At 63.1% G+C, this 13,623-nt stretch carries 12 protein-coding genes and 1 pseudogene; 6 read left to right on the top strand and 7 right to left on the bottom strand.

The window, feature by feature from the left end; all coding sequences use genetic code 11:
• Positions 1-177: 177 nt before the first annotated feature.
• The 5 genes from ACWDTP_RS19285 to ACWDTP_RS19265 form a co-directional block, all read right to left on the bottom strand.
• Positions 178-2,445, bottom strand: coding sequence for a phage/plasmid primase, P4 family (locus ACWDTP_RS19285; RefSeq protein WP_450022593.1), 2,268 nt, complete (start codon positions 2,443-2,445; stop codon positions 178-180).
• A 337-nt stretch (positions 2,446-2,782) separates the two neighbouring features.
• On the bottom strand, positions 2,783-3,118 hold the full coding sequence (locus ACWDTP_RS19280) for a hypothetical protein (protein WP_450022592.1): 336 nt from the start codon (positions 3,116-3,118) through the stop codon (positions 2,783-2,785).
• 195 nt (positions 3,119-3,313) lie between these two features.
• A complete protein-coding gene (locus ACWDTP_RS19275) occupies positions 3,314-3,589 on the bottom strand; it encodes a hypothetical protein (RefSeq protein WP_450022590.1) in 276 nt (91 codons plus the stop codon).
• A 623-nt stretch (positions 3,590-4,212) separates the two neighbouring features.
• Positions 4,213-5,016 (bottom strand): hypothetical protein, encoded by an 804-nt coding sequence (locus tag ACWDTP_RS19270; protein WP_450022588.1) that lies wholly within the window; start codon positions 5,014-5,016, stop codon positions 4,213-4,215.
• The gene (locus ACWDTP_RS19265) at positions 5,013-5,261 is read right to left on the bottom strand and encodes a hypothetical protein (protein ID WP_450022586.1); all 249 of its coding nucleotides are present in this window, start codon (positions 5,259-5,261) and stop codon (positions 5,013-5,015) included. Before ACWDTP_RS19265 ends, ACWDTP_RS19270 begins: the two co-directional genes overlap by 4 nt.
• 213 nt (positions 5,262-5,474) lie before the next feature.
• On the opposite strand from ACWDTP_RS19265, the gene ACWDTP_RS19260 reads away from it, so the two are divergent.
• The 6 genes from ACWDTP_RS19260 to ACWDTP_RS19235 all read left to right on the top strand — a co-directional run bounded on the left by ACWDTP_RS19260 (position 5,475) and on the right by ACWDTP_RS19235 (position 11,730).
• Positions 5,475-6,647, top strand: coding sequence for a hypothetical protein (locus ACWDTP_RS19260; protein ID WP_450022585.1), 1,173 nt, complete (start codon positions 5,475-5,477; stop codon positions 6,645-6,647).
• Positions 6,648-6,654: 7 nt separating this feature from the next.
• Entirely contained in the window at positions 6,655-6,816 is a 162-nt protein-coding gene (locus ACWDTP_RS19255; protein WP_450022583.1) for a hypothetical protein, read from the top strand.
• A 575-nt stretch (positions 6,817-7,391) separates the two neighbouring features.
• A complete protein-coding gene (locus tag ACWDTP_RS19250) occupies positions 7,392-9,197 on the top strand; it encodes a molybdopterin-dependent oxidoreductase (RefSeq protein ID WP_450022581.1) in 1,806 nt (601 codons plus the stop codon).
• 69 nt (positions 9,198-9,266) lie between these two features.
• Complete coding sequence (locus ACWDTP_RS19245) at positions 9,267-9,518, top strand: hypothetical protein (protein ID WP_450022579.1); 252 nt, start codon at positions 9,267-9,269, stop codon at positions 9,516-9,518.
• 163 nt (positions 9,519-9,681) lie between these two features.
• Entirely contained in the window at positions 9,682-10,869 is a 1,188-nt protein-coding gene (locus tag ACWDTP_RS19240; protein WP_450022577.1) for a serine hydrolase domain-containing protein, read from the top strand.
• A 51-nt stretch (positions 10,870-10,920) separates the two neighbouring features.
• Positions 10,921-11,730, top strand: coding sequence for a DUF1542 domain-containing protein (locus ACWDTP_RS19235; protein ID WP_450022575.1), 810 nt, complete (start codon positions 10,921-10,923; stop codon positions 11,728-11,730).
• A 90-nt stretch (positions 11,731-11,820) separates the two neighbouring features.
• Here the strand turns inward: ACWDTP_RS19235 and ACWDTP_RS19230 are convergent, their stop codons facing one another.
• Together ACWDTP_RS19230 and ACWDTP_RS19225 are read right to left on the bottom strand one after the other, a co-directional pair.
• Complete coding sequence (locus tag ACWDTP_RS19230; protein ID WP_450022573.1) at positions 11,821-12,495, bottom strand: GntR family transcriptional regulator; 675 nt, start codon at positions 12,493-12,495, stop codon at positions 11,821-11,823.
• Between the two features lie 24 nt (positions 12,496-12,519).
• Positions 12,520-13,623: pseudogene (locus ACWDTP_RS19225) on the bottom strand (aspartate ammonia-lyase); the annotation flags it as partial.

The raw sequence follows: 13,623 nt of genomic DNA, 5'->3' as shown, positions 1-13,623 counted from the left end.
TCTCTTTTATATTTCTCGCTACCTCTTCTCCGCTATTCCTGTCTCCCCTCTTAAAATTCCCTCTAGGGTAAAGAGATACCTCCCCTACTCCTCTAATACCAGCTGGTAGAAGCACTGCCCGTGCCCCTATTACGCCCCCACTACGACCTCCCCTACGACCTCCCCTACCGACCCACATCATCGTTTCCTCCTTATGCCGTCGTGGAAGTCATCGTCCCGCAGATCAATTCCGCGATACGCGGGTCGCTGTTGACCGCGTGGACCAACTTTTCCTTGGCCGATCTGGTTTCCAAACGCGGCGAAAATCTTCCTGCCGAGGTCGGCGCTACTCCCGGGGAGCCTTCCGTTGGCCTCGGCCCACAGCTTCCACTCGCCATACAAGACCTCCTTAGCAACCCGGTTCTCCGGGGCCAATACGCACCTTTCATCGACAAACTCCCGCAGCGGCGACGCCCCGGCCCGCAATAGTTCACCCACACGGTCAGCACTATGAGCCTGGGTGAAATGGCCGCCGTTAGCGTCCAGTCGCGCTAGCCCTTCCAAGGCCCAGTTGAAAATGCCGGGGAGTTCCAGTACGAGTTTGTTGACGAGGTCGGGGTCTTGGTCCGGGTGGTCAAGCCACGACACATCCATGTGCAGGCTCAGCACACGGTTGTTGATCGCACGGGCAGCATCAGGCAGCGTCGGTACTTCGTTACTGCAGAACATCAGCCGCGTCGGCAGTCGCGCGCTGTAGGCCTCCTTGAACTTGACCTCGATCGGCACCGCATCCTCGCCGGTGATCGCGAGGATTCTGCCGACCGCTTCGTTGCCGCGCACGGTCATTCGCTCGTCGGCAAACACAGCGAGCGGCTTACCGACGAGCTGCGCCAAACCGAATCTGCTAACCAGGGTCTCCGCCGTAATCCATGCACAGTTGGCCGGGCCGACCAGCCGGTCGAGAATCTTGGTGATCGTGCTCTTGCCCGACCGGGTAACCCCGATCAACATCAACATTTTGTGCAGATCGGTTCGCCCGCTCAGGACATACCCGAACCACTCTTGCAACAACGCATGCGCGTCTCCGTCACCAGGCCACACTTCGTCCAGAAACTGAAGCCACCGAGGCGCACTCGCCCTGGCATCATAGTCGAACCCCAGACAATGCAGGCTAAAGTAGGCTGGATCGTGGTCGAGGAACATGTGGTCTCTGACTCTCAGAAGACCATTACTGCAGGGAATTACGAGATGTTTGCGACCGTCGATCCAGCTCGCTGGCTCAACATCCTTGTCGACCAGAGACTCCAATGCCAAAGTCTCCACCAGCTCTTTGAGGCTCGCAGGCCGCGGATTCCACGGCACCTGCAACCCCTCTTTGTTGATATAGCGAGCAGTGCTGAGCATGTCCGAAAGGTGTTTGCGTAGTGCCCTTTCATCGAGATCGTCGTAGTGGTTGCCGACGTACCGATACCAACTCTCTCGCCAGAACAGCAGTGGTTGTCCTTGTGCACGTTGACGTTCCATGACAGCGCTTGCCACCAGCAGCGGTGTGTTGGGCGACGGCCACACGTTGCGGTCCAGACGCTCCAACGTCTCCGCCGGGTCGGAAAGCTCAGCCTGTGCACTCGCCCATGCCGCGAGTCGCTTGAACTCCTCCACCCTGCCACCGGCCGTTGAGTTGACCCATTCGTCTTTCAGTGCATCGTGGATGCGCTGCGCCGGATAGCAGCCGGCAATTGCCTCACGGAACCCCCAGCACAGTGCGTCACGCATTGAGTCGTGCCGACGCCCCGGCTCGGGGACAAATTCGGCCAGAGGACCTTTGATTGCATACTCACGTCCGCCACTCGTATGACTGGCCAGAAACTCTTCGACCTCGTACGGTGTTTTCGGATCGGCCTGCTCACCTGGCGCCGACAAGCACTCTCGCAGGACTGCTGGCAGCGAGGTCAACTCGCCGGTCTTGCGCCACGAATAGCTACCGCTCTCAGTGTCGGCCTTCTCATGGACCGACGGCGCGACGATGATGACGCCATTTCGCCCACGCACCTGGCCCACACGCGCAAATGCGCCTGCGCCGTTGCCGTAATGCTCGCCTGGCCCAACGGCAAACAAGTAGTGGCCACGGTCGCCAGACGTACGGGTGTTCTGTATCGCTCCGGCAGAACGCAACGCTTCCGCGACGCCCGTCAATCCCGGGCACTGCTCGGCGACAGCAAGATCGTTGATCGTCTGTAGGTCGGCTTCGTCGTAGTCGAAAATGACTGCACCACTGCGCCCGGCATGCAGGGCTATGCCGTAGTCGGGATTCGTCGCCCACCATCTGGTGATCTTTTCTGTGCGCCGAGTTGACCTTTTGTCCCAATTTCCGCCGACTACGCTCCCCGGATTCTTTGTCCCAGATTGCACGGGTAGCACATACCAACCGTGTTCGGCGTATGCCAAGGCTGCCTGGCCCGACGTCATTCCCGAAACGTCGGGGATAGTCAAGTGCCGCTGACCATCTGCATGATTAGCAACTCGCTTCTTCTCACGAACGCGACGCGTCCGAGGACGAAGCCGCCCCTCATCGTCGGACTCACGCCCGGACAGGGTGATGCCTGACTGCACCAACCACACTAGGAAACTCGAAGTCGAATCTTGCTGAGAAGATCCGTTATTCAACACTGCCTCGGACTGCTGGTCCGGGCTAAGAGGTAGAATCAACGCCGTACTCCTTCACAACGGTGTACTCCTTCTGAGGTAGCGGAGAGCCGGGGCGGCTGGCGAGGTTTCAGCCCCGGCTCTTTGCCTTCCTGGCGAGTCACCGCCCAGCCTTCTTCCGAGCAGCTTTGCCCTCTCGAATAGCCTTGCTGCGCTTGGCGAAATGCTCCTCACTGTTGGCGTGACGACCCTGGATCCAGCCCAATAGGTCATGTTCCGAATACAGTGCATTGCGACCGATCACCGTGGACTTGAGTTCGCCACGATGCCGCGCTTTGGTGATCGTCCCGACCGTCATCGTCGGAATACCCTGATCGATTAGCCATTCCGCAGCCATTTCGACGGTCATACTCGGCAGGTGCGGCCTGCGCAGCACCAAGACGTCCCCGAGTTCGGCGTCGTGAATGTGGCCGATGAGGCCACCGGAATCCTCCATTGCAGTTCTCCTCTTTTGTGCAGCAGCACAATTGGTGTCATTACTCCATTTAACGTACGCCAGTCAGCGCTAAACGTACCTCGGCAGTGTTCTCACGAGAGTTTCTGTGCAGCAACGCAATATGTCGAAAGATTGCAGACGCGACAAGCTGGCGGCGCGCTCTCACCGCACCGCCGGACTCGCATCGTCGGTCAGTTAGAGGACCAGCGTTCCGTCTGTGACGGTGACCTTCAACTCGAATGAGAACGGTCCGTAACACTCCGGATTCCGTTTCGCTAGTTGCAAAGTGACCATGCTCAGCGCCGAACGTAGCGACTCCAACGCCTGCGTCGAGCAGCCGCACCCCCGAATCACGATGGATTCCAGGTCTGGAAGTTCGTCTCTTTCTTCGGCCGGTAGCCACTCTGCATCAACATCTTCCATACCGTCAGCCTCAAGAGTCTTGGCCACTATTTTGTGGCCGTCGTCCATGAAGTCGTATCGCGTCCCTGCGACAGGTACATATCCCATAATTTCGTTCCCTTCCAAGGTGATTGACGACGCAATCGCTTTCCGGGCAACGAAAAGGCACCCCGGAAAGCGACCCCGTTCTGCACTGTTGTGCAGGCGAGATGTCTTTCCGGAGTGCCCCTAGTATCTGTCGTCGCGAGTATGAGTCCTTGGGAGGTTGGCTACTCCGATCGCGTTGTGCCCGGGTGGGTTCGTGCACGGCCTCTCGAGCTCGAGGCGGTAGACCCTTGGACTTTTTGCAAGCGATGTAGATATGCAGTTGTGCGGTCAGCGTATCAGCGCCAGACCGTGTGCGCAATGGGCGACCGCCAGAATGCCCGCCAATCGTGCCGCAGACCGAAGCGCCCACCTTTCCGGGTCCCTACGGCCGATCTAGTGTCACGGGAGCCAGGAAGTCCCTCAGCCCGGAGTACCGTATCTGGCGGAGGTGTGTGCGGCGAGCGAGTCCCGGGATCACAACGTCTTACCGGCGCACTTTTTGACGAGGGTGTGTAGAGCTACGCGACGACTCGCACGACTTCCACAACGGGACCCGCCCAGGTCAGCCTGGGCGGGTCTCGGCATTCAGTTCGGGTAGGGCGGCGTCAGGCCGACACCCATCCCACGAAGAACTGCTCACGCGGGACTTGAAGTAGCCACTCGCCACACGAATTGCAGGTGGGCACCAGAACGAGCCACTGCCCCGAGCTGAACGTGAGACCGGTGCGCGTGAAGTCGAGGCAGGTCGGCCCGTGCCACTGGCATCCGACGCCCCCGCCGACTTCCTCAACGAGCCAGCGGTCGGGCGTGTAGCCCGCGCGGAACGCATGCACCCGACCGGGCTTGCCGGCGATGACACCGAACAACCCGTACCAGCTCGCGGGATGATCCGGGTCAAACTGCGGCGGAACTGCAGCGACAGAGGCGTCGGAATCGCCAGGGAGGGTGTCGGGGATCTGTGGCGCGATGAACTCCTCTGCACTCGGGTTCAGTGCTCGCACAGCTCTCACCGCGTCCAACGTATCGCGCACCTTCGCTCGGACGGCGACGTCGTTCAAACGGAACCGGCGACGATCATCCCACCGCTCGCCCTCGCGGATAGCAGCGGCGACCTGTTCAGCGGCCGCATCGTTACGGACCACACCGCTGGGCAGCCAATCGAGTTGCAGAATTCCGTAGATTCGTTGCTCGTTCAGATCGTCCGAGACGTAGTCGATTCCGTCTTGCGGCGCGCCGCCTAACTCACCAACCGGATTTCCGATACTGCCCAGCGGAGGAGGTCGGTAACCGGGGTAGCCACGCCGCCGCGCGTTAGCGCGACGCCGCCACGCTTGCCGCTCCGAGGCCGGCAATGCGTTGAAGTCGAAGCCACCGCCCCGGCATTCGTCGTCTTGATCGTGCGCGCTCATTCTGCTTCCTTCTCTTGTTGCATGACAAAGTCGTATAGAGCTTGTGAGGAGTAATGCCGGACGCCCTGGATCAGGTGGTACCGGATTTGTCGCTCGTTGGTCTTGACGCGGATGTACCGCGCGGACACCGGGATACCGAGCGTGTCGGTAATCCACTGCGCCGCAGCGTCCGCTTTGCGGATGTTGGGTACCGGTGAGAGATGCAGACCCGGTGGCGGGTCGGGTGCGGTATAGATTCGGGACACTTCGAGAGTTCCTCCAAATGCGGGGCTTCACTGGGTAACTGACTACATATTTTACGCCAGTTCCGTATCAAAAGCGTTCACGCAAAGAGCAACGACGTACCAATACCGTTTGCAGACAAGACATTCTGTAGCTTGCACTGCGCGGCGGGAGTAGCGTTTACCGCGAAGGCGAATGCGCGATAACGCAATTCGACAACCTGTATAGGAGTTACGATGCGCACCACTCTCAGCCCGAGCTTCCTGGCGGCACTCGAATCAATCGGTTTGTCTGGCCGGGAATCTCGCGGCTACAACACCAAAGGCGATGTCCTAGTTAGCCACTCCAAAGACGGCGTCGACCTCAACACGATCTGGGGACAGATCGCGGAGGTGAATGAGGTTTGGAATCAACAGCGTTCAGCGCTGACCCGAGTTCTGAGCTACTGGACGACCAACGCCGCCGACGCCATCCCGCAGGGCATCGCCAACGAATCCCTGGAAGAGGCATCGGAGTTCGGCGTGCCGGAGGCAGCACGCGTTCCGGCGCTGGCGCTCCCGCTGGGCTACACGCTCAAGGACTACGATTCGCGTGCCGCGTTTACATGGAAGTTTCTGCGGGACAGCACTGCTGAGCAGATTCTCGCACAGGCCAATAACATCATGACCGCCGACAACAAGCTCATCAACGGCACCATCCTGCGACGGCTCTTCGACCCCAGCGAGGGTGCAAATGAGCTCAGCCAACGGGTCTTCGGCCTCTGGAACGGCACCGACAGCGTCGTCCCTCCCCCGTACATGGGCAAAACCTTCGACTCGTCGCACACGCACTACTTCGTGAGCGGCAACGCCCAAATCGATTCCGCCGACGTCGAAGACGCCATCAACCACGTCACCGAACACGGCTACGGCGTGTCTGCTGGCAGCCAGCTGCTCGTGCTGTGTAACACCACCGAAGCCGACTACATCGCCGGATGGCGGGCGAACGTCGAATCACGCACCAGCGGCCCAAAGGCAAAATTCGACTTCGTCCCCAGCACCAACGCTCCCGCATTCCTCACCGACGAAACTATCATCGGCGCACAGGCACCCGCCGCGTACGAGAACCTGCCGGTGCTCGGCAGCTACGGACGCGCCTGGGTCATCGCCCACGACTACGTGCCTACCGGTTACGTGGCGGTCGTGGCGAGTGGCGGGGCGAACTCCAGCAACAACCCGATCGCTGTTCGGCAGCACACCAACACCAACTACCAAGGGCTGCGGGTGATCCCGGGCGGCGGTCGGTACCCGCTGCAGGATGCCTTCTATCAGAGGACGTTCGGCGTGGGCACCCGACATCGCGGCGCGGCGTGCGTCTTCCAGGTCAAGGCCTCGGGCGACTACGAAGCCCCCACCACGATCCCGGTGTAGGTCCGTCATGCCCTCCGATCCGAACGCCATCCCCGGCGGAAGCGAATTCTGCCACGGCCCCGGCCTGGAACCCGAGCAGTACCGCGACCTGCCGCCTAGCCAAGGCGGACGCTACCGGGGCACTACTCCGCCCACCGACGACGCACCCGGTCGTGAGCTGCCCACCTAGCCCACAGCGCGGCACATTCTAGCCACCCATCCCAGCGAGCGCTGGCGGCCGTCCGGTCGGTTCGCAACCCTCCTCAGCCGGACTGTCGTCAGCGCTCGCGCCTTATGCTTCGCGCAAGCGTTCGAATCACTCGCTCCGTACCGCGCCTGTACCGCCAACTGCGCGTTTGCTCTACCAGTAGCGCTCCGTCCCAACCGACCCGGTTCGCGCCGGTTCGCGCTGGTCCGGCCCGATTCGCGCCTATCCCCACCAGCGCGAACACATTGCCCATCCGCATGGGTATAAAACTTCCAAACTAGCTACGCGGGTTCGATTCCCGTCGCCCGCTCCACGAACCGCCCTGACCGGGCGGTTTTCGTCATGTCGGGGGCTTGCGCCCCCGCCCGGACCCACGTTGCCATCAGCTAATGGCATAAATGCGACGGCGGCGTCCCGGACCTGCCCCGCCGGATACCACGGCTCAGCGGATTCTTCGCAAGTATTCAGCGGATCGCTACCCGACTCGCATGCCTTCTACAGGGTCACCACGTTCCTCCCAATGACGGTTCCGAAACGCGATCAGAGGAGGTCGAACAATGGCCGACGGGAAACTCTCCACCCGAATTCGACCCACCCCGCAGCCACTGCGGACCCTGCTCGACCAGCACCAACCACGGCCGCCTTTTCGAGACCGGATCGACGTCGCGGAGTTCGCCGGCGGAATAACCCAGGTTCCGGCCAAATGGCCGTCCCTACGATTCGGAAGCCGTTGGGTCAATAGTCTGTGGCTGGTGGCGATCGGCCTCGTCGGGCTCCTCGTCGTCGTCGCCGTGGCCCAGCAATTGCGGACCTACGGGTGGATGCAGAATTTCATCGCACATTACCCGGGGACCTCGGCGACCTTCGCACCCGCGGTGACCGACGGCTTTCCCGCCTGGCTGCGCTGGCAGCATTTCTTCAACATCGTTTTCATGATGTTCATCATGAGGTCGGGATTGCAGATCCTGGCCGACCATCCGCGGCTCTATCTGAATTCCGGATGCAAACCGGGCACCGAATGGCTGCGGATGCGCGACGAGGTCCCGGCCGACCGCATGGACAAGCAGAACCCGGGACGGATCTGGACCTCCAAGGACGATGCGGTGACCCTGCCGAAATGGCTGGGGATTCCGGGTTTCAGCCACTCGATCGGACTGGCCCGCTGGTGGCACTTCGGCTTCGATCTGCTGTGGCTGCTCAACGGGGTGATCTTCTACGTGCTGCTCTTCAGCACCGACCAGTGGCGGCGCCTGGTCCCCGAGTCGTGGAGCGTGTTCCCGAATGCGCTGTCGACAGCCATTCAGTACGCCTCGTTGAACTTCCCCGCCAACGAGGGCTTCACCAACTACAACGGGCTGCAGCTGCTCGCCTACTTCGTCACCGTATTCGTCGCCGCGCCACTGGCTCTGGTCACGGGCCTGCTGCAGGCGCCCGCCGTGGCGGCCCGATTCGGCACCGGGCGCGGCCCGTTGAACCGGCAGGTCGCGAGGACGATCCACTTCGCAGTTCTGGTCTGGATGCTGGCCTTCGTCGCCGGTCACGTCACCATGGTGCTGGCCACCGGCGCGGTGGGGAACCTGAACCACATCACGTTGGGCACCGACAGCCATTCCTATTGGGCCATCGCGATATTCGCGACAGCACTCGCCGTCGTCACGGTGTTGTGGCTGATTGCGACGCCGGTCACGCTCAGGTACCCGCGCCTGGTGCAGAAGACCGGCCGGTTCGTCGTCGGCTGGGCCAAGGCGCTGATGGAGCGCATGCAGCCGACCGCGTCGTATCGCGAGCGGGACATCACCCCCTACCACTGGGCCAACGGTCGTCCGCCGGCATCGGCCGAGTACCACCGCCTTCGGCAATCCGGCTGGGCGGACTACACACTGCGGATCGAGGGCCTGGTGCGCCACCCGGCGCAGCTTTCCTACGCGGCGCTGCTGGCGCTGCCCAAACACGAGCAGATCACCCAGCACTTCTGCATTCAGGGCTGGTCCGGTGTGGCCAAATGGGGTGGCGTCCGAATGCGGGACATCCTCGACATCGTGCAGCCGTTGCCGACGGCTCGGTGGGTGGTGTTCTATTCGTTCTCCGACGGGCCCGAGCCGGACACCGGTCGCTATTACGACTGCCATCGGATCGAGCACATGCGCGCCCCGCTGGCCCTGCTGGCATACGAGATGAACGGTGCGCCGCTCGGCGAGGCCCACGGCGCGCCGCTGCGTCTGCGCAACGAACGCGAACTCGGCTTCAAACAAGTCAAATGGATCGCGGCGATCGAATTCGTCGAGAGTTTCAAAGACGTCGGATGGGGTCACGGCGGTTACAACGAGGACCACGAATATTTCGGATATCGGATGCCGATCTAGCCCACGCAGCCTTTCACAATTGAATATCGCAAGAAATAGCGCCTTTTCAGGCTATTGGAGGTAGAGATGATGAAGATCCGTCTGGTGACGGCAATTGTCCCGGCGGCCGGTGCGGTAGCCATCGCATTGGCACCCATCGCGCAGGCCGCGCCCGTCGCCGCCACACCCATCGCAAGTCAGCACATCGCCCCGGCTCCGCAGACCTGCACCAGCACAGCCGCGGGCAGCGAATGCATGTCGCCGGGAAATGCGCAGATCAACGACTCGCCGCCGTTCGTCGACAATTTCCCGATGTACGGGGCGTTCCCGTGGATTTTGTGAGCGGCCTCGTTCCGGCTCCGACCCGGTAACGATCGGATCGCGCATATCGATGCAGGTAGCAGTTGCATCTAGCATCGTCTGGACTGGTGTTCACCAGCGTTTTCGTGAGCGCCAGTTCGGAGCGCAGGAGCCGCACTATCGATGATGCGGCCGAGGAGGATCGGTGAAGGACCAGGCTGTCGTGGCGATCGACGGCCGCTGCCTGCCCGAATTCGACGGTGTGCGCGAGGCCTTCGCCCGTAATTTCACCGACCGCGGCGAGGTCGGCGCCGCCGTCGCGGTGTGGGTCGAGGGTGATCTGGTGGTCAACCTGTGGGGTGGCCACGCCGATGAAGCCGCGGCCCGGCCGTGGCGGGAGAACACGCTGGCCAGCGTCTTCTCCGGGTCGAAAGGTCTCACCAGCACCTGCGTGCACCTGCTCGCCGACCGTGGCGAGATCGACCTGAACGCACCGGTCGCCAGGTACTGGCCGGAGTTCGCCCAGGCCGGCAAACAGGACATCACGGTGGCCATGGTGCTCGGCCACCGCTCCGGGGTGATCGGCCCCCGACAACCGATGAGCTGGCGCGACGTCACCGACTGGGACGGGGTGTGCGAGCGGATCGCGGCGGCCGACCCGTGGTGGCCGCCCGGCTCGGCCCAGGGCTATCACGTCGTGACCTTCGGATTCATCCTCGGCGAGGTGATCCGCCGCATCACCGGCCGCACGGTCGGCCACTACCTGCGCACCGAGATCGCCGAGCCGCTCGGCATCGACGTCCACATCGGGCTGCCCGCCGCCGACCATCACCGCTGCGCGGACATGGTGAACAAACCGAGCGTGCGCGGCCTGGTCGCCGACAACGACATCAGCTGGCCGCCGGAGACCCTCGGCGATCACCCGATGGCCGGCTGGGCCGTGTCGATGAACTCGGTGCCCGACGACGAGCTCGGCGTGCACGCGATCGATGCATGGCGCTCGGCCGAATTCCCGAGCACCAACGCGCACGTATCGGCGCTCGGGATGGCGACGTTCTACAACGCCCTGGCCCAGGAGAAGCTGCTCAGCCGGGAACAGATGGAGCTGTGCCGGATCTCGCAGGGCGGCTTCGACAACGATGTGGTGCTGGGGCCGCGCGTCGCCGATCACGGGTGGGGCCTGGGCTACATGCTCAACCAGCGCGGGGTGGCCGGGCCCAACCGGCGCATATTCGGCCATGGCGGATCCGGAGGCTCGTTCGCGTTCGTCGACCTGGAGCACCGGATCGGATACGCCTACGTGATGAACTACTTCGACGCCACCAAGTGCAATGCGGACCCACGCACGGTCGCGCTGTCCAACGAGGTCTACTCCGCTCTCGGCGTAATCTGACGGCCGTTCGCGGCCCCGGCGGCATCGTTTCCTGTAGGTACGCTGGGAGCCATGAACAGCGTCGTGCTGGTACTCATCATCCTTGTCATCGCCGCGGTGGCCTTCGCCGTCTACAGCTCGTCGAAGGCCAATGGCCGCCGCTCGGCGGAATCCCTGGCCGACGCCAAGGCCGAAGCGCGCCGCCTCATCGAACGCCTCGGCGGCCAGGTGCTCAACCTGACCGGCACCGACGATGCGTCCAAACAGGCCATGGCCGACGCCTCGGAGCGCTACACCGCGGCGTCCTCGCAGATCGACCAGGCCACGACGCCCAAGCAGGCCGCGCTGGCCAGAGAGAGCGCGATCGAGGGCCTGTACTACGTGCGTGCGGCCCGCACCGCGATGGGTATGGATCCCGGCCCCGAACTCGAATCGCTGGCCGGCCAACGGTCGGCGGGTTCGGTCACCGAGGACCGGCAGATCAACTTCGAGGGCCGTGACATCGAGGCCTCGCCCGCGCCGTCGCAGCGCACCCCGAACTACTACCCGGGCGGCCGGGTGGCCGGGCGCCCGGTGCCTGCCGGCTGGTACTCCGAACCGTGGTGGAAGCCCGCGCTGGTGGCCGGCGCATGGGGGCTGGGATCGGTGTTGCTGTTCGACGCGTTGTTCTCCGGTATGCACGGGGTCCACTACGGGGCACAGGGTTTCGAGAGCGGTTACGGTGACGGCTACGCCGACGGGTTGGCGGCCGGGCAGGACGGCGGGATGGACGGCGCGGACGGTGGTGGCTTCGACGGCGGCGCGGACGCGGGCGGTTTCGACGGTGGTGGCTTTGACGGCGGCGGCTTCGATTTCGGCGGTGGGGATTTCGGCGGCTTCTGATCCGGCCGAACACATAGCGCGCATACATCAACTGCCAAGCAACGATGGCCAGCGGCCGTCGAGGACTGACTGATGCCGGACGGCGGGTGATCAGACCTTGCCGTTGAAGTCCGTCCACGCGGCCCGCAAGCCCTGTTGACCGCCGTCGATATGGGCGCGGATCTGAGTGGCCAGCTGCTCGGAATCGCCCGCTTCGAGCGCCGCGACCATGGCCTTGTGTTCGGCCTGCACACGGTCGAGCGCGTGGGTGCTGTGAACGTAGAACCTCGAGTACGGTTCGAGCTGGTGGTAGAGGCGTGAAATCACATCGAATCGGATCGGAAGCGCTGCGAGACGGTACATGTCGAGATGGAATCTGAAGTTCACCTGTGACCAGCCCTCGGCACCGAGCTCCTCAATGTGGTCCATCCGTTCGACCATGCTCCTGAGGTGCGCGGCATCGGCCCGCGACACCCGCAGCACAACGTGTTCGGCGAAGCTCGGCTCGACAAGCTTGCGCAGGTCGTAGATCTCGTTGACTTCAGCCAGGTCCAGGGACGCCACGAAGTTGCCCCGGCCGGGCTCGCTGCGGACCAGACCCTCGCCCACAAGCGTGCGGATCGCCTCCCGCAGCGGGATTCGGCTCACGCCGAATTGTGCGGCGAGGTCGGTCTGCAGAAGCCGATGCCCTGGGGGAAAGATTCCGTCGACGATCGCGGAACGGAGGGTGTCGGCGATCCGATCGGGGTTGTTGGCGGCCTCCTCGGCGAGTGGGCTCGCGGTCATGGTGTATGCATACGCTGAATACATTTACCGCGCAAGCAACGGGTCACGGCGATTCGGCCGCACCAGGTTCGCCGGCCGCAGGATCTCCTGCAGCTGCTCGCGGTCAAGCAGGCCCGAGTCGATTGGCGAGTTCAACGACGCTGCGGTCCGAGGTCGATGCGAGCGCCGCCAACTTCGACGCGGCGACGTAGCCGATGTGCGGGTTGAGCGCGGTGATCAGGCCGATCGAGCTCGCCACCCTCTGGCGCATGTGCTCGACGTTGGCTGTGATGTGCGGGACGCACCGGATGGCCAGGGTGTCGGCGGCGGCGGCGAGATGGCTGATCGACTGAAGCAGCTTGTGCACCATCACCGGTTCGAACGCATTCAGTTGCAGCTGTCCGGCCTCGGCGGCCATGGTGATCGTCATGTCATTGCCGATCACTTCGAATGCGACCTGACTGACGACTTCGGGGATGACCGGATTCACCTTGCCCGGCATGATCGACGAACCAGCCTGTGCTGCAGGTAGATTGATCTCCGCGAGGCCGGCGCGCGGACCTGAGGACAGCAGCCGCAGGTCGTTGCAGACCTTCGACAGTTTGACCGCCGCGCGTTTGACCACGCCGGAGATCTGGACGAAGACACCGGTGTCCTGGGTGGCCTCCACCAGATCGTCAGCCGTCACCACATTGATGCCGGTGATCGTCCGCAATGCTGTGCAGGCAAGGCGGGCATAGTCCGGGTGGGCATTGAGCCCGGTGCCGATTGCGGTGCCACCGAGGTTGATCTCGGTGGCCAAGACGGATGTCTCGTCAAGGCGGGCGATGTCCTCGGCGATCATGGTGGCGTAGGTGCCGAACTCCTGTCCCAATGTCATCGGGACAGCGTCCTGCAGTTGGGTCCGGCCCATCTTGATGTGATCGGCGAACTCGAGTGCCTTCGCGGTGAAGGCGTCGCCCAGCCCGGCGAGCGAACTGTGCAACCGGCTCAGCTCGGCCATCACCGCGATCTTGGCGGCGGTCGGGTACACATCGTTGGTGCTCTGGCCCAGATTGACGTGCTCGACGGGGTGCAGGTGGTGGTAGTCACCACGCTGGTATCCCAGCAGTTCGAGCGCCCGATTCGCGATGACCTCGTTGGCGTTCA

It is taken from the genome of Mycobacterium sp. NPDC003449 (assembly GCF_053588415.1).
This window is presented reverse-complemented; position numbering and strand designations above follow the sequence as displayed.